This window comes from Traorella massiliensis (assembly GCF_900104665.1).
Taxonomy (GTDB): domain Bacteria; phylum Bacillota_I; class Bacilli_A; order Erysipelotrichales; family Erysipelotrichaceae; genus Traorella; species Traorella massiliensis.
The window spans coordinates 317,624-333,848 of the sequence record NZ_LT629967.1; the positions used below are offsets into that span (position 1 = coordinate 317,624).

General features: G+C 32.4%; 15 protein-coding genes, 1 other RNA gene and 1 other annotated feature. Of the genes, 3 read left to right on the forward strand and 13 right to left on the reverse strand.

The genetic code is table 11. The annotated features are described in order from the left end of the window. Positions 1–1,544: IS1634 family transposase (locus tag BQ5367_RS02665; RefSeq protein WP_071440694.1), on the reverse strand; the 1,544-nt coding region annotated here is incomplete at its 3' end. A gap of 672 nt (positions 1,545–2,216) precedes the next feature. Here BQ5367_RS02665 and BQ5367_RS02670 point away from each other — a divergent pair. Together BQ5367_RS02670 and BQ5367_RS02675 are read left to right on the forward strand one after the other, a co-directional pair. Next, positions 2,217–2,801 (forward strand): transposase, encoded by a 585-nt coding sequence (locus tag BQ5367_RS02670; protein ID WP_071441020.1) that lies wholly within the window; start codon positions 2,217–2,219, stop codon positions 2,799–2,801. After that, the gene (locus BQ5367_RS02675; protein WP_071441021.1) at positions 2,770–3,249 is read left to right on the forward strand and encodes a transposase; all 480 of its coding nucleotides are present in this window, start codon (positions 2,770–2,772) and stop codon (positions 3,247–3,249) included. Before BQ5367_RS02670 ends, BQ5367_RS02675 begins: the two co-directional genes overlap by 32 nt. A gap of 336 nt (positions 3,250–3,585) precedes the next feature. Here BQ5367_RS02675 and BQ5367_RS02680 read toward each other — a convergent pair whose 3' ends face one another. Then, a complete protein-coding gene (locus tag BQ5367_RS02680) occupies positions 3,586–3,834 on the reverse strand; it encodes a hypothetical protein (RefSeq protein ID WP_071441022.1) in 249 nt (82 codons plus the stop codon). 117 nt (positions 3,835–3,951) lie between these two features. Between BQ5367_RS02680 and BQ5367_RS02685 the strand changes: the two genes are divergently transcribed. Further along, positions 3,952–4,707: an SDR family NAD(P)-dependent oxidoreductase gene (locus BQ5367_RS02685; RefSeq protein WP_071441023.1), complete on the forward strand. Its 756-nt coding sequence runs from the start codon at positions 3,952–3,954 to the stop codon at positions 4,705–4,707. A gap of 182 nt (positions 4,708–4,889) precedes the next feature. Here BQ5367_RS02685 and recR read toward each other — a convergent pair whose 3' ends face one another. From recR to yaaA, 11 genes are all read right to left on the reverse strand, one after another. Further along, positions 4,890–5,483 carry a recombination mediator RecR gene (gene recR, locus BQ5367_RS02690; RefSeq protein ID WP_071441024.1) on the reverse strand — a complete coding sequence of 198 codons (594 nt, stop codon included), beginning with the start codon at positions 5,481–5,483 and terminating at the stop codon, positions 4,890–4,892. Beyond that, positions 5,483–5,779 (reverse strand): YbaB/EbfC family nucleoid-associated protein, encoded by a 297-nt coding sequence (locus tag BQ5367_RS02695; RefSeq protein ID WP_071441025.1) that lies wholly within the window; start codon positions 5,777–5,779, stop codon positions 5,483–5,485. The genes recR and BQ5367_RS02695 overlap by 1 nt, the downstream gene beginning before the upstream one ends. Positions 5,780–5,784: 5 nt before the next feature. After that, positions 5,785–7,509, reverse strand: a complete 1,725-nt coding sequence (dnaX, locus tag BQ5367_RS02700; protein WP_071441026.1) for a DNA polymerase III subunit gamma/tau — start codon at positions 7,507–7,509, stop codon at positions 5,785–5,787. A 43-nt stretch (positions 7,510–7,552) separates the two neighbouring features. After that, complete coding sequence (locus BQ5367_RS02705) at positions 7,553–7,999, reverse strand: nucleoside deaminase (protein ID WP_071441027.1); 447 nt, start codon at positions 7,997–7,999, stop codon at positions 7,553–7,555. Between the two features lie 6 nt (positions 8,000–8,005). After that, an RNA gene (gene ffs, locus BQ5367_RS02710) (signal recognition particle sRNA small type) lies at positions 8,006–8,103 on the reverse strand. A gap of 93 nt (positions 8,104–8,196) precedes the next feature. Further along, positions 8,197–8,868, reverse strand: a complete 672-nt coding sequence (locus BQ5367_RS02715) for a class I SAM-dependent methyltransferase (protein ID WP_071441028.1) — start codon at positions 8,866–8,868, stop codon at positions 8,197–8,199. Between the two features lie 104 nt (positions 8,869–8,972). After that, entirely contained in the window at positions 8,973–10,256 is a 1,284-nt protein-coding gene (serS, locus tag BQ5367_RS02720) for a serine--tRNA ligase (protein ID WP_071441029.1), read from the reverse strand. 39 nt (positions 10,257–10,295) lie between these two features. Then, positions 10,296–10,501 (reverse strand) — a binding site (T-box leader). A 14-nt stretch (positions 10,502–10,515) separates the two neighbouring features. After that, positions 10,516–12,963 (reverse strand): DNA gyrase subunit A, encoded by a 2,448-nt coding sequence (gene gyrA / locus BQ5367_RS02725; protein ID WP_071441030.1) that lies wholly within the window; start codon positions 12,961–12,963, stop codon positions 10,516–10,518. Positions 12,964–12,978: 15 nt separating this feature from the next. After that, complete coding sequence (gene gyrB, locus BQ5367_RS02730) at positions 12,979–14,925, reverse strand: DNA topoisomerase (ATP-hydrolyzing) subunit B (RefSeq protein WP_071441031.1); 1,947 nt, start codon at positions 14,923–14,925, stop codon at positions 12,979–12,981. Further along, the gene (gene recF, locus BQ5367_RS02735; protein ID WP_071441032.1) at positions 14,909–16,018 is read right to left on the reverse strand and encodes a DNA replication/repair protein RecF; all 1,110 of its coding nucleotides are present in this window, start codon (positions 16,016–16,018) and stop codon (positions 14,909–14,911) included. The genes gyrB and recF overlap by 17 nt, the downstream gene beginning before the upstream one ends. Further along, positions 16,018–16,221 carry a S4 domain-containing protein YaaA gene (yaaA, locus tag BQ5367_RS02740; protein WP_071441033.1) on the reverse strand — a complete coding sequence of 68 codons (204 nt, stop codon included), beginning with the start codon at positions 16,219–16,221 and terminating at the stop codon, positions 16,018–16,020. Before yaaA ends, recF begins: the two co-directional genes overlap by 1 nt. Between the last annotated feature and the right edge of the window lie 4 nt (positions 16,222–16,225).

Sequence of the window (16,225 nt, forward strand, 5' to 3'; positions counted from 1 at the left end):
AGTCGATATCTTATATGATATTTCTCATCCGCTAATTTAGTTACTCCCAGCCGTTCATAATCTTTCAATACTTTCGGTACTGTGTACTCTTTTCTATTCGTTTTATACAATTCCTTTAATGACTGATAAATCTCATTCCTGATAATCAATGCTATGAATGATACGAACACTTTGCTTTCAAGTTTCTCTTCCGAATGTACTCTGAATACATCATTCCCTAAATATGTCTTTTCCATCCTGAATATCTTTTCCACCGCATCCCTATCCCGATATGTTTCCAGCGCTTCTTCTGCACTCATCTTTTTTGACGTCACTATCGCAAAATATCCCGCTTTATTTATCAGCTTCATGATTTCGTTATCTTTTCTTTGATAATTCATGAAGTATCCATTCTCATCAAATCCCAATCGATAATATTTCTCATAGCTTTTCACATCTTCTGCTTTCTTTATCTTTTTCTCTTTCTTCTTCTCTAACTCCTCATCCATCTTATTGAATCTGTTATTGATCGTAATCTTTTCTTTTTCCGCTTCTATTCCATTATAATATACATGCACATATTCTTTTTTTCCTGTATTGAATAAATCCTTCTCTACTGTCATCCCGTACAGTTCGTATCCCTGCATATAATTTGAATATCCGTTCTTTAATACTGCTCCTGCTTCTTCTGCCGCTTCCTGTATGAACTTTGCATTCCCCTTCGTCATCAGTATATAGTCATAATTATGCTTTTCGAAATACCTTATATTCCGTAATGAAAAATATCCCCTGTCCAGTATGAATCCTATTTCCCTGCATCCGTACTGCCGGGCTCTCTCCACCATCTTTTCACATTCCGTATTGTCGATGATGCTTCCCGGAAACAATTCATAGAATAAAGGCACCTGATCCGTCTGATTATATCCTATTGATAAATTCACTTGCGGTAATTCATCACGATCCTTCGCATGTCCGTATTCTGCCAATTCAAGATTTCCTGCAGCACTGTTCATATTCGTCGAATCATAAGCTATATAGATTTGCTTCTCAACATGCATATGTACCCACGATCTGATGAACAAATCGATATCCTTTACTTTTATTTTTTTAAACAGTCTTCCTATCGCATTATCATCGAAGTTCTCTGCACTGAACAATGTGTGATTATATCCATAGTCTTCAAAATACTGCATTACGTTATTTTCGCTCATCATCATATATGTCGCTATATCCAGGATCTTGTCCGAATCATCTTTGAAAATCGTCTCCAGCAGTTCTTTTAATCCATTCCCAGCACTTATCTTGTCCGCCACAAAATGAGGTCCCGCAATAACGAAGTCTGCTTTATCTCCGGGTTCATTCTGTTCATATGGAAATATTTCAAAATAGTTCCTGTTTGGAATCAGCTTTCCTTCTTCGTTAAGTTTTCCAATAGCTACTCTTACTGGTCTGGTTTGTTTTAATTCTGGCGAATATTTAACCCTTTGTGTCAAGTACACATAACTGCCACTTCTGCCTTTTATGATGACTGTTCTTTCAGGTAAATCCACAGGATTTTGATGCATAAAATCATCCTTTCTATAGATGTATATTTATACATCTATTATATCATACTCTTTCCGAACAGAAAAGCTCAAATACGCTTATTTTATCACCTATTTGAGCTATTTATATTTTTTCTTTTTTATAGATGTATAAAACTAAATTAAGTTAACGATCTAAATCAATATCCTTTACTTTGTAATGTTTGGATAAATCTTGGTTTAGAATCTTTTTTTATTTTTCTTTTGAACAATTGATATGAACGACAACCGTTTACTATCGTCTAAAGTATTATATTTCTATATATGCTCATATAAAGTGTCTTTGCTATATACAAGTCTGCAATCCTCATAAGAAATAAAAGAAAATTATATTCTTTATTTTTTCTACCTCTCTCTAATTAATAAAAACTATATGTATGTCCTGTTTAATTAGAATATTTACAACTTAAGTCTATTTCCATTGAAATACTCTCAATTAAATCCATACTAAGAAATCAATTTATATAAAGCTCCCATAAAAACAACTCTATTCTCTAAATTTAGTATAATAGAGATTATTCATAAAAAGAATAACTTGGTCAACGGCTTAACGCACTGGTAAGAAAATAAAAAAATTTATATAATTTTATTTTTGTTACATCTATTATGTAACAATAGGTATTAAGATAAAGGCAGAAGAAAGGAAGTGCCTTTATGTATACTAAAAACCATAGAAATCATTCTACTTCAACAGCAAAACACTTTAATATGATTCAGTTTCTTGAAAAATATTACAATAATCCAGAAGAACAGCGTAAAACTTTAATTAAAATGCGTTTCCCTCAAGGATTTGTTTGTCCTGATTGTGGGGGTACAGAGTATCGCTGGCTTTCCACTAGAAATTGTATGCAATGTAAACGTTGTTCAAGACATATCCATATCCTTGCAGGGGCTGCTCTACAGGATTGCAGACTTTCTTTTTTTCAAATTCTTCTTGGTATCTATCTTTTTATTTCTGAACAATCCGGTATAAATGGTGTTTCTTTAGCTAATCAAATGGATGTGAATGTAAATACCGCTCGTTTATTTCTAAGAAAATTACGAGCTGCCTGCTCTATAGGGAATGAAGAAACGATATTAAAAGGCACTGTTGAGTTAGATTGTGCCTATATCGGTGGAGTCGATCAAGGTGGAAAAAGAGGACTAGGATCTGATAAACAGACAGTTGCAGTATCTGTCGAAATTTGTGAGGTGGAAAACAAAAAAGGTGAAAAAACGAGGTTTCCCAGGCAAAGCTAGATTTCAGTTGATTAAATCAGAGAATGGAGAAGAAATAACAACCTTTGTAAAACGTGCAATATCCCCTAAAACCATAATATATTCAGATGGAGGAAAAGGAATCAGTGTACTTAATCAAGTAATAAAAGACGTTGATGGGAACGTAGTATATAAAGAGAATGGCGAACCAGTAAAAAGATACGATTATGAACTAAAATCAGAGATTTTTGATGAAAAGAAGAATCCATTAGAATGGGTACATACTTATATATCTAACCTGAAAGCAGAAATAATAGGCATATTTCATGGTATCTCTATGGGGTATTTAGAATCTTTTATAGATGAATATAATTGGAGATTTAACATGAGGACAATTTCTAACAATATGTATAAGATGGAAACTTTATTAAACCTTATTTTTAAAGCGCCTATTACAACTGAAAAACATTTAAAGAAAATTAGCACTTAATCTTTAATATATCATTATTGGTTTTGCTCTTCACGTGCGTCATAACGTTGACCATAAAGAATAATTAATTTCGATTATTTTTAAACTTGTTGGAAAAAATTTTTTAATATTTCTAAATAATTTTAGCTTATATATGTTATATAAAATTATTTTTTACTATATATATATAAAAAGAAATAATTATATTTGTAAATAATTACACGATACTGAAATACATTATCTACATGATCATATTAATTTTTAAAATTTCAATCAATGTATCAGCTGAAAAGAAGACATATTTAGAATCTAAGTAATTATTTTGACACAGAAATCTATAACTAAATCTTGATATAACTATAACTTAGAATGTGCATTTAAAAAAATTGGAAGAATCATTTTTAAAGTATCTTTTGAAATATATAACATAATTAGATTAACCATTTCTTTTTCATTAAGTTTACTTTTTGAAATGACCCAATTAAAAATAATAGAAGTCAAAGCAATTGCTTGAAAAATTACTTTATCCTTTTCTAAATCTGAAAAATTAAAATAAAGATTTTTATCAGAAATATAATCAAAAAATATATGTTCTTTGTGGATCATTGATAAAGACTTAAAATATTTTTCGTTTTTCTTGAAAAATAGCAAATGATAATAAATGTATTTTTATATGAAAAAATTGTATATTATTAAATTATAAATGTCAAGGAGGATGTAACAATGAGATTTAGTAACAGAACGGCAATTATTACTGGAGCTGGAGGTGGATTAGGAAAAGCATATGCAAAAGCTATTTTATCAGAAGGTGGTAATGTAGTTATTGCAGAATTCGACGATGTTAAAGGTAAATCAACAGAAAAAGAATTCAAAGAAAATGGATGGAATGTTTTATTTGTTCATTGTGATGTTTCTAAGGAAGAAGATGTAATTAATACTGTAAACAAAACACTTGAAACATTTGGCAATATTGATATTCTTATTAATAATGCACAATGTACTAACGATGTTCATGCAACAGTTGAAAATACTTCTATTGAAATGGTAAAAAGATGCTGGGAAACTGGTTTTTTAGGTGCATTCATGTTTGAAAAATATTGTTTACCTCACATGAAAAAAAACCAATATGGTAGAATCGTCAATATAGCAAGCGCAACTGGTGCATTAGGGCAAGAAGGTTTTTCTGCATATGGTTCAAATAAAGAGGCAATGAGAGGATTAACTAGAATTACTGCTGTTGAATATGGAGCATATGGAATTACATGTAATTCAATTACACCTAATGCTTTCACAGAACCAGCTCAAATATGGGCAGAAGCAAATCCTGAACAATATAAAGCAATCTGTAGCACATTAATATTAAAACGTATGGGAGATCTTGATAAAGATATTGCGCCAATTGTTGCATTTTTAGCTTCAGAAGATTCAAGATATGTTACAGCTCAAACTATTGGTGCTGATGGAATGATTAGATATTAATTATTATCTAATAAAATTAATAAAAAAAAACATTTTTGAAATATAATCAAAAATGTTTTTTTTAGGGGAAACCAATATATAACAATAATTAAAATATTGTTAATAAAATTTTCTTTATTTTATCAATTTTATCAATAATATAATTATGTAACTTTCATCAAAATAATTAGATTTCTCTGATTTTATTCCATCTTCTTTCTATTTTCCATTGCTTTGATCAAAGTCATTTCATCAGCATAATCAAGATGTGCTCCCATTGGCAAACCATGAGCAATTCTTGTTGCATGAATATTTTTCTTTTCTAATAGTTTTGATAAATATAAAGCTGTTGTTTCACCTTCAACTGTAGGATTGGTAGCAATAATTACTTCCGAAATACTATCATCACACCTTTTTATTAACGCATCAATATTAATATCATCTGGCAAAATACCCTTTGATGGAGATATAGCACCATTAAGCACATGATATACACCTTTGTATTCATTTGTTTTCTCCATTGCCATTAAGTCTTGTACTTGTTCAACTACACAGATTGTAGTAATATCTCTTGTAGTATCTTTACATATCTCACATAAATCATCTTCAGCTAAATTACCACATACCTTACATTTATGGAGTTTGTTTTTTGCTAAAGAGCAGGCTTTTAAAAAGTCATCTATTTCTTCCTGATCCCATTTTAAAAATTCAAAAGCATAACGTTCTGCAGTTTTTTGACCGACACCAGGAAATTTTCTAAAACACTCAACAAGTGTTTCAAATATTGGTGGATACATTAGAATGCTCCTGGCATTTTAACGCCACCTGTTATTTTTGCCAATTCTTGTTCGTGTTCTGTTTTTGCCTTTTCAATGACCTTATTAACTGTAACTGCAATCATATCTTGAAGTATATCGAGATCCTCCAAATTTTTACTTTTGATTTTGATTGCGGTTATATGATACTTTCCATCACATTCTACGCAAACTAAGTCATTTTCTTCTACATAAGTTCTCATTTCTAGTTTCTGTTCTATTTTTTTAAGATCAGACTGCATTTTTTGTGCTTGTTTTAATAATGCTTGTACATTCATTTTTATTACTCCTTTATTTCTATATTTTCTTCTCCAAATAAATTTTTTACTAATTCTAAACTATCTTCTTCTAATTTTACTGTTGCAGCTTTAGGTAAAGTATGACTTCTTTGGCGCTGAATAAATTCATTGATAAGTTGTTTCTGCTCTTCGTCTGTAACTGCAAATACTTTTTTCTTTTTTAATAACAGAACTTCCATGAAATCCATTAATGATCCTTGTGCATCTATTTCATTTATTTCATTGGCAATTGCTTCATTTTTTACTGAAACAATTATATATTCCTTACCACTGGCTACCACATTTATATCTCTTAACAAATTTGCATATCTTGCCCATGCTGGACTAAGATAGTAATTAGCTATATTTTCTATTTTTGTTAAATCTTCATGTTTATAACTTTTATTAGCACCTACAAGTAGTGAAAGAAGATATTCATGATCTAACCCTTTTACTTCTTTTTTTATAGCCCTTTTATACTTAACTGTATCTTCGTTGATATCTTTTTCAACTGTTTTTACTTCGCTTGCTACAGTATATAGGCTGTCATCTTTTGTTAAAGATATGTTTTCGATATTCACATTTTCGCTTGTTATGCTTGTTGGCTTTTCTTTGTTGATTATTAATGTTTCACGTGAAACATTTTTATTTTCATCTGCCGTTGTCATCATATTTAATAAACAAACTTCAAAATATGACTGAATATTTGATGCAAAACGATATTCATCATATGTCTTTATCAACTCTTCTATCATTTGTAATCTTTCTTTTGTAGATCGTTGCAGCTTAGCGGCATGAATTTCACTCTCATTTAAAATCGTACATAAAGACGCATCTTTTGAATAATCATGAATCACACTTTCTTTTAGAATTTCAATCAGATCGTTTGTACAACGTTTAATATCTATTCCACGTTCAACGAATTCATTGATTTTTTTCATACATCCTTTTGCATCTTGATCAGACACCATCTGTAATAGTTCTATTTTTTCAGGAACAGTAACTATACCATAGATAGCATTTATAGCTTCACAGCTAAGTTTATCTAATGAATAGGCGATTACTTGATCTATAATACTTAATGCATCACGCATCCCTCCGTCTGCTAATTGACAAACAAGGCGTACCGCTTCTTCTTCATATTGAATATTTTCTTTTTCTAATATTATCTTTACTCTTTCCATCATATCTTTGATACTGATTTTAGTAAAATCATATTGCTGACATCTAGAAATGATAGTAGGTAATACTTTATGTGGCTCTGTTGTTGCGAAAATAAAGATAACATGAGCAGGTGGTTCTTCAATAGTTTTTAAAAGAGCATTAAATGCTCCAGAAGTCATCATATGAACCTCATCAATAATATATACTTTATATTTTCCTTTTAAAGGAGCATATTTGATCTTTTCTATTAAATCACGTACTTCATCAACACCATTATTACTTGCTGCATCGATTTCAATGATATCGGGATGATTTCCTTGCTGAGCAGCAATACAATTTTCACACTTCCCACATGGGCGAACTGTTTTACTTTCACAATTAATCGTTTTTGCAAAAATCTTCGCAATACTTGTTTTTCCTGTTCCTCTCGGACCACAAAACAGGTAAGCATGAGCAATACGATTCTGTAGTACAGCATTTTGAAGTGTTTTAACAATATGCTTTTGACCAGCAACATCTTCAAAACTAGTTGGTCTATATTTTCGATATAATGCAATATAAGCCATAAAACACCTGCTTTCTGCTTTTTATTATATCATTATCAATTCTCTATTTCATTCTTTTTTGTCTAAAAAAATCCTTTAATATTTGTGAGCACTCTTCACACTCCAAATATATTGTTTCAGGATAATGATTATATCCTTTCGTTTCATACATTCTCATAACAGATTCAATCGATCCGCCTTTAGGATCTTTTGCACCATAAATAACTTTTTTTATTCTTGATTGTAGAATAGCACCTGCACACATCGGACATGGTTCAAGGGTTACATACAATTCACACTCTTCCAGACGCCAGCTGCCTATCTTGCGACAAGCCTTTTCTATTGCTAGTATTTCAGCATGAGCTGTTGATATCTGCTTTGATTCACGCAAATTATGCGCACGAGCAATTACTTGATCATCATGAACGATAATTGCCCCAATAGGTACTTCATCTTTTTTAAATGCTTTTTCTGCTTCCTTTAAAGCGAGCTGCATATATCTATTTTCCATATTTCACCTATAATAAAAGCTACCACACATGACAGCGCCACCTTATGGCTGCTTCGTTCCCGACCTGACCAGGTTCAGTAGATATCATTGTGATAGCTTAGATATTATAACATAATTGACTAGCAATATACAAGATTAAACTTCAATCATTTGAATACTACTACATTATCTATTCATCTATATACATTAAATTATATTTACTTTTTTACTACTGCATACATCAACATCGGAAAATCAGGTTCTACATGAGTAATCCCCTTTTCAATCACTTCTAATCCATTAGAAATAATTTCAGATGTAAAGGTGACAAAATTGACGATCCTGCAAGATGTCTCTGTAATCATTAATTCTTCTTGTGTTTCTTCATGTATTCTTTTACCTAAATCAAATGCTTTATTGATATCGCTTTTCTTTTCAAATTCGCCATCTCCCATCGTACATATGAGAGCAAGACCGTCTGCTTTTAAATGCTTATGAATAAATTGATAAAATTTATTTCTATCCTCATCTAATACAAGCATATGTAGAACTGCAACTGCATAAATAAATTTAAATGATTCCTGTAAAGAATCTTGAAGACAGTCTAAGACTTTAAAATAATCTTTGTAATCTGGATATTTTTTACGATTATAATGTATAACTTCTTCGGAAACATCTGTTGCGGAAACATGATAGCCTTTTTTTAATAAACAAATGGCATCTCTTCCTTCACCACAACCAATTTCTAGAATTTTATCATCAGATGTTATGTGATATTTTAGAATAGTATCCATTACGATTTGTGAAGGATTTTCTGATGCCCATTGAAGTGAATGTTCATGCACCTGCTTATATCTATCATCATAAGCTTTATAATAATCTTTTTTCATTATATATGGTCCTCCTATTTTTATTATTATATCATTCCATATTCGATAATAATAGATAATAAAAACGAGGATAACCTCGTTTTTTAGATGTTTCACGTGAAACATTATTTTTTCTCAATTTTTTTCTTCCCACCCATATACGGCTGTAACGCTTCAGGAATATTAACTGAACCATCTTTATTTAAATTATTTTCCAAGAAAGCAATCAACATACGAGGAGGAGCGACAACAGTATTATTCAAAGTATGAGCAAAATATTTTCCGTTTTCACCATTTACACGAATTTGTAATCTTCTTGCTTGTGCATCACCTAAATTGGAACAGCTTCCTACTTCAAAATATTTTTTCTGTCGTGGAGACCAGGCTTCAACATCTACAGACTTAACTTTTAAGTCAGCTAAGTCTCCAGAACAACATTCAAGTGTTCTTACAGGAATATCAAGGCTTCTAAAAAGATCCACTGTATTCTGCCAGAGCTTATCATACCACATGTTTGATTCTTCAGGTTTACATACAACGATCATTTCTTGTTTTTCAAATTGATGAATTCTATAAACTCCACGTTCTTCAATACCATGGGCTCCTTTTTCTTTTCTAAAGCAAGGAGAATAAGATGTTAATGTATAAGGCAAATCTTTTTCATCCAGAATTGTATCAATAAATTTACCAATCATGGAATGTTCACTTGTACCAATCAGATAAAGATCTTCCCCTTCAATTTTATACATCATATTTTCCATTTCCGCAAAACTCATAACACCTGTTACTACATTGCTGCGAATCATAAATGGCGGAACACAGTAAGTAAATCCACGATCAATCATAAAATCTCTGGCATAAGAAATAACTGCACTATGTAAACGAGCAATATCACCCATTAAATAGTAGAATCCATTTCCAGCTACTTTACGAGCACTGTCTAAATCGATACCATTGAAACTTTCCATGATTTCTGTATGATAAGGAATTTCAAAATCAGGAACTTTCGGTTCTCCGTAACGTTGAACTTCAACATTTTCACTATCATCTTTACCAATTGGAACTGAAGGATCAATGATATTAGGAATTGTCATCATGATATTTTTCACTTTTTCTCCTAATTCAGTTTCTTTCACTTCCAATTCTTCCAGTCTGCCAGCAAATTCTTTGACCTTCTTTTTTACTTCTTCTGCTTCTTCTTTTTTTCCTTGAGCCATTAATGCACCAATCGTTTTAGAAATTTTATTACGCTCAGCTCTTAAATTTTCAGCTTCCTGTTTTGTCTTTCTATTTTCCTTATCTAGTTCAATAACTTCATCAACTAAAGGAAGTTTATGATCCTGAAATTTCTTCTTAATATTTTCACGAATCAAATCAGGATTTTCACGAATTAGTTTAATATCAATCATTTTATATTTCCTCCTTGAATAAAAAAAGAGGTATCGTATTAAAGGGACGATACCTCGTGTTGCCACCCTTTTTGACAAGTAAAATTACTTATCCTCTCAATAGTTATAACGGAACCACCGTAGCAGAATACTTAATTCATCTGCTCACTCCTAGGTTGATTTCAATACCATTCACTGATAACTTTCACCAGCCGTTATCTCTCTGCAAGCTAGTAGTATTTACTTATCCTCATCATCGCTTTAATTCGAGTATATTTAATCATTCCTGAGAAGAATTGTCAATCTCTTCTTCATTTTCTTCTTCTTTTTCAACGATCGTAACTTTACTTACAATAGCATCACTGTCACTTAGATTGATCAGACGCACACCTTTTGTATTACGTCCATAGTTTGCAACCTTATCAAGACTTAAACGGATAATGATACCTTCATTTGTAATGATCATCGCATCTTCATCACCATTAACAGAACGAATTGATGTAAGCTTACCTGTTTGTTCAGAAACATTAACCGTTAATACACCCTTAGCACCTCGTTTACACATACGATAATCATCAATTGGCGTTTTCTTTCCATATCCTTTTTCTGTTACAGATAAGATAGATTCTCCTTCAGTTGAAAGGGCCATACCCACAACATCTGAACCATCCACATTCATACCTTTGACACCAATTGATTTTCTTCCCATAGGACGAACATCCTTTTCAGAGAATCGAACACATTTACCATTAGTTGCAGCAATCAAGATTTCATCATTACCGCTTGTTCCCTTGACATCAATCAGTTCATCACCTTCATTTAATACAATGGCTATCTTACCGTTCTGACGAATCGATTCAAATTCAGATACTGGCGTACGTTTTACGATACCCTTCTTTGTCGTAAAGAATAAATATTTCGCTTCTTCACTTGGTGAGTATGCAACTAATGCCTGGATCTTATCATCTTTTTCAATATTTATTAAATTAATGATTGGAAGTCCTTTACTAGTCCTACTTCCTGAAGGCAGCATAAATCCTTTCAAACGGAAAACTTTTCCTTTATTTGTAAATACTAACAGATAATCATGCGTTGACATGTTTAACATCATCTCAACAACATCATTTTCATTCATATTTAAACCTTTGATACCCTTACCTCCACGATTCTGTGTACGATAAGTTGAAAGAGGAATACGTTTGATATATCCCGTTTGTGTCATTGTTACCACAATTTTTTCTTCCGGTATCAATGATTCATCATCGATATATTCAATCGCTGTCATATCGATTTCAGTACGTCTTTCATCACCAAATTTATCTTTGATTTCTAAAAGTTCATCTTTGATGACTTTTAAAATATTGGCTTCACTTGAAAGAATTTCTTTTAAAGTATCAATTTGTTTAAATAATTCTAAAAGTTCATTCTCAATTTTTTCTCGTTCTAATCCGGTTAAACGACGTAATCTCATTTCAAGAATCGCATTTGCCTGGACTTGAGATAATTCAAACTGAGTCATTAAACCAGTACGAGCTTCTTCATCGTTTTTAGAAGAACGAATCAAACGAATGACTTCATCAATATGATCTAATGCAATTTTCAAACCTTCTAAGATATGTACCCTTTTCTGAGCAATATCTAAATCATAACGTGTTCTTCTTTCAATAATTTCTTTCTGGAAATCGATATATTTACGAATGATGTCCAGAAGTCCTAATGTCTTAGGAACACCATGATCCAGCATCAATAAAATGATCCCGTATGATGTCTGAAAAGAAGTATGTTTATATAGCTGATTCAAAATTACTTGTGGATTGGCATCTTTTTTTAGAGTAATCGTAATTTTAATACCATTTTTTAAATCAGAATGATAATCTGCGATACCTTCTATTGTTTTGTTATGTACCAGTTCCGCAACCTTATTTTTAAGTTCTGCCGTATTGACACCATAAGGTACTTCATCAATGATAATAACATTTCTTCCTTTTTCTTCTTCAATACGGGCTTTACTGCGAACAGTGATGACACCACGACCTGTATCATATGCTTTGCGAATACCGCTATTCCCTAGAATAATGGCACCTGTTGGAAAATCAGGCCCTTTGATATATTTCATCATTTCATCAAGTTCAATGTCATGATTATCAATATATGCAACACAACCATCGATCACTTCACAAAGATTGTGAGGTGGAATATTCGTAGCCATACCAACTGCAATTCCAGAAGTTCCATTTACCAGAATATTTGGAAAACGAGATGGAAGAACTTTTGGCTCTTTTTCGCTTTCATCAAAGTTAACATCAAAATCAACTGTATTCTTATTGATATTACGTAATAATTCCAAAGATATACGGGATAAACGAGATTCCGTATAACGCATAGCAGCAGCGCCATAACCTTCTATATTACCAAAGTTACCATGTCCATCCACCAACATATAACGATAACTGAAGTCCTGGGCCATTCTTACCATGGCCTCATAAATACTATAATCGCCATGAGGGTGATATTTACCCATAACATCACCAACGATACGAGCACTTTTTTTATGAGGTTTATCTGGCGTATAACCACTCTCATACATAGAATATAAAATTCTTCTGTGAACCGGTTTTAATCCGTCTCTTAAATCAGGCAATGCACGTGCAACAATAACGCTCATTGAATATTCAAGAAAGGAATCCTTGACTTCTTTTACAATGTTATTTTTCTCTAATCGATCCATCAAATCCCCCTCCCTTTAAATATCAAGATTTGTTACATAGGTTGCATTGTTTTCAATAAATTGTCTACGAGGCTCTACTTCTTCACCCATCAAAGTTGTAAATATCTCATCTGCCATAATAGCGTCATCTACTGTGATTTGACGTAAGATACGTTTATTGATATCCATGGTCGTTTCATTTAATTCTTCGGCATCCATTTCACCAAGACCTTTCATTCGATTAATTTCATATTTTGTGTTAGGTGAAAGTGTTGCCAGATATTCATCTCTTTCTGCCTCATTTAAGACATACTTGATCTTTTTTCCATGTTTAATGACAAACAGTGGCGGCTGAGCCGCATAAACATGTCCTGCTTCAACAATTGGCTTAAAGAAACGATAGAATAGCGTCAATAACAATACACGAATATGACTGCCGTCAACATCGGCATCGGTCATGATGATGATCTTATCATAACGCAGCTTAGATAAATCAAATTCTTCTCCGATTCCTGTACCAAAAGCAGTAATGATCGTTCGAATTTCTTCATTTGACAACGCCCTATCCAAACGTGCCTTTTCAACATTTAAAATTTTTCCTCTTAAAGGTAAAATCGCCTGCGTCATGCTGTTTCTTCCTTTGATAGCACTACCTCCGGCAGAATCACCTTCGACCAAAAAGATTTCGCATTCACTAGCATCCTTGCTCTTACAATCAGAAAGTTTACCATAGAAATTGGTAATATCTAAATCACCTTTACGTCTTGTAAGTTCTCTGGCCTTCTTAGCTGCCAAACGTGCTTTACTTGCTAAAATAGCTTTGTCAACGATCGTACGAGCTGTTGAAGGATTTTCCAGGAAGAAACGCTCTAACTGTTTTCCAAAAATATTAGAAACGATCTTTCTAACTTCTGAATTACCAAGCTTTGTCTTCGTTTGTCCTTCATACTGTGGATCAGGATGCTTCACGGAAATAATTGCTGTCAATCCTTCACGTACATCATCATTCGACAAAGATTCGTCCTTCTTTAACATATTGATTTCTCTTGCATAGTTATTAATGACACGTGTTAAGGCCAAACGGAATCCCTCTTCATGAGTACCACCCTCAGCCGTATTAATATTGTTACAGAAAGAATAAATATTTGGAATATAGCCATCATTATACTGCATAGCTACTTCACAAAGAATACTTTCATCTTCACCTTCACAATATACGATATCTTCATGCAAAGGATCTTTATTCTTATTTAGATAAGCAACATATTCTTTAATACCGCCATTGTACAAGTAATCAACCTTTTTATCTTCCGGATCAAACTGAAAGAACATATGAATGCCTTTATTTAAAAAGGCCAGCTGACGAATACGCTGATTCAAAGTATCAAAATCATATTCGCATGTTTCCTGAAAAATTTCTGGATCAGCTTTAAAGGTAACTAAAGAACCATGTTTCTCAGGATCACAATTACCAATCACATGTAACGGTGTTTCAATATTGCCGCCATTCACAAACTTTACAAAATATTCTTTACCTTCATTAAATACCGAAACAGTCAGCCAGCTAGAAAGAGCATTTACAACAGAAGCTCCAACTCCATGAAGTCCTCCAGAAACCTTATAAGCTCCTCCACCAAACTTACCACCGGCATGAAGAATCGTAAAAATCGTTTCTACTGCACTAATACCACTCTTACTATTAATACCTACAGGCATTCCACGTCCGTTATCTTCAACCTCAACAACGTGATCTTTTGTCACACGAATATGAATATCCGTTGCATATCCTGCTAAGGCCTCATCAATGGAATTGTCTACGATTTCCCATACCAGATGATGCAGACCCTTCTGCGAAGTTGAACCGATATACATTCCCGGTCTTTTACGCACTGCCTCAAGTCCTTCAAGAACCTGAATATCATCCGCTTCATAAGAATGTTCAACTTTTTGCTCTAAATCATAAAGCTCATGTTTTTCTTCCATTTTGATGCTCCTCCTTTATCTTTCCATCGTGTATCAGAATCGTCCTGATCGGACGTTCATAATTTTCATGAATCTTTTCAGTAGTAGAAATAAATATTTGAATATTTTTTGGCAATAAATCTAATAATTTCCTTCTTCTTTCTTCATCCAGCTCACTAAATACATCATCTAGCAAAAGAATTGGTTCATCATTGATAATTTTTTCAATCAGCTTTACGATGCCCACTTTTAAAGAAAGAAGAATGGTTCTTTTTTGACCCTGACTAGCAAAATCATCAGCATTCTTCCCATCGATCATCAGCATAAAATCATCTTTATGAATTCCTTTTTCTGTTGTCTTTAAAAAGAGATCACGTTGGAAATTATTCTTATATATCTTTTTTATCTCCTCTTTCATCTGCTTTTCATCAGCAATCTGAGCAAAGGTTTTATAAACGATTGAAAACTTAGTAGAGTCATTCGCCAGTTCTTCATAAAATTCCTGAGAAATTTCAGTCAAATCATGAAGAAATTTATATCTCTGTTTTAAAATAATGCATTGTAAATCAGCGCATTTTTCATCAAGTACGCTTAAATAGTCACCATCAATATTTTCTGTTTTAAGATAAGCATTACGCTGTTTTAAAATCCGATAATATTCATTCAAAGTGAACATATATGTCTTAGAACACTTTGAAAGTTCAATATCCATAAATCTTCTTCTAAAACGAGGCTGTGCTGAGAAAATATTCATATCATTCGGAGAAAAAATAATAGCATTCACAAATCCAACAAAATCACTTACTTTTTTTACTGGATTTCGATATAGATATAAATTTTTTCCTGATTTACTAAAGATGGCTGTAAGATCCACTTTTCGATTTTTTTTAATCACTGCCGCATCAATACGAAAAGCATCATATCCTTCATAGATACAGCAAGCATCATCTACATTCCGATGAGTTTTCGTTGTCGAACAATAATAGATACTTTCAAGCAAATTTGTTTTTCCCTGAGCATTTTTTCCAACGATATAATTAATGCCCCTGCCAAACTCAAACGACTGGTTCAAATAATTTCGATAATGAACCAGATGTAAATGTGAAATATACATTAGATCACTTCAAACTTCTTTCCTTCAATGATGACCACATCACCGCTGAAAAGCTTTCTTCCCCTACGATTTTCACGCTCACCGTTGACAGAGATATTCAGCTCATTCACCATAAATTTTGCTTCCCCGCCAGAAGAAATAAAATCTGTAACTTTTAATAACTGACCCAATGTAATAAATTCTTTATTCAGCTTGATTTCCATTCGT

Excerpts from the sequence above, each read along its gene's own strand:
- BQ5367_RS02705 (WP_071441027.1), bottom strand. The coding sequence starts at position 7,999 with ATGGAAAATAGATATATGCAGCTCGCTTTAAAGGAAGCAGAAAAAGCA.
- recF (WP_071441032.1), bottom strand. The coding sequence starts at position 16,018 with ATGTATATTTCACATTTACATCTGGTTCATTATCGAAATTATTTGAAC.
- BQ5367_RS02695 (WP_071441025.1), bottom strand. The coding sequence starts at position 5,779 with ATGAATGTACAAGCATTATTAAAACAAGCACAAAAAATGCAGTCTGAT.
- BQ5367_RS02680 (WP_071441022.1), bottom strand. The coding sequence starts at position 3,834 with ATGATCCACAAAGAACATATATTTTTTGATTATATTTCTGATAAAAAT.
- gyrA (WP_071441030.1), bottom strand. The coding sequence starts at position 12,963 with ATGGATCGATTAGAGAAAAATAACATTGTAAAAGAAGTCAAGGATTCC.
- BQ5367_RS02670 (WP_071441020.1), top strand. The coding sequence starts at position 2,217 with ATGTATACTAAAAACCATAGAAATCATTCTACTTCAACAGCAAAACAC.
- BQ5367_RS02685 (WP_071441023.1), top strand. The coding sequence starts at position 3,952 with ATGAGATTTAGTAACAGAACGGCAATTATTACTGGAGCTGGAGGTGGA.
- serS (WP_071441029.1), bottom strand. The coding sequence starts at position 10,256 with ATGATTGATATTAAACTAATTCGTGAAAATCCTGATTTGATTCGTGAA.
- dnaX (WP_071441026.1), bottom strand. The coding sequence starts at position 7,509 with ATGGCTTATATTGCATTATATCGAAAATATAGACCAACTAGTTTTGAA.
- gyrB (WP_071441031.1), bottom strand. The coding sequence starts at position 14,925 with ATGGAAGAAAAACATGAGCTTTATGATTTAGAGCAAAAAGTTGAACAT.
- BQ5367_RS02715 (WP_071441028.1), bottom strand. The coding sequence starts at position 8,868 with ATGAAAAAAGATTATTATAAAGCTTATGATGATAGATATAAGCAGGTG.
- recR (WP_071441024.1), bottom strand. The coding sequence starts at position 5,483 with ATGTATCCACCAATATTTGAAACACTTGTTGAGTGTTTTAGAAAATTT.
- yaaA (WP_071441033.1), bottom strand. The coding sequence starts at position 16,221 with ATGGAAATCAAGCTGAATAAAGAATTTATTACATTGGGTCAGTTATTA.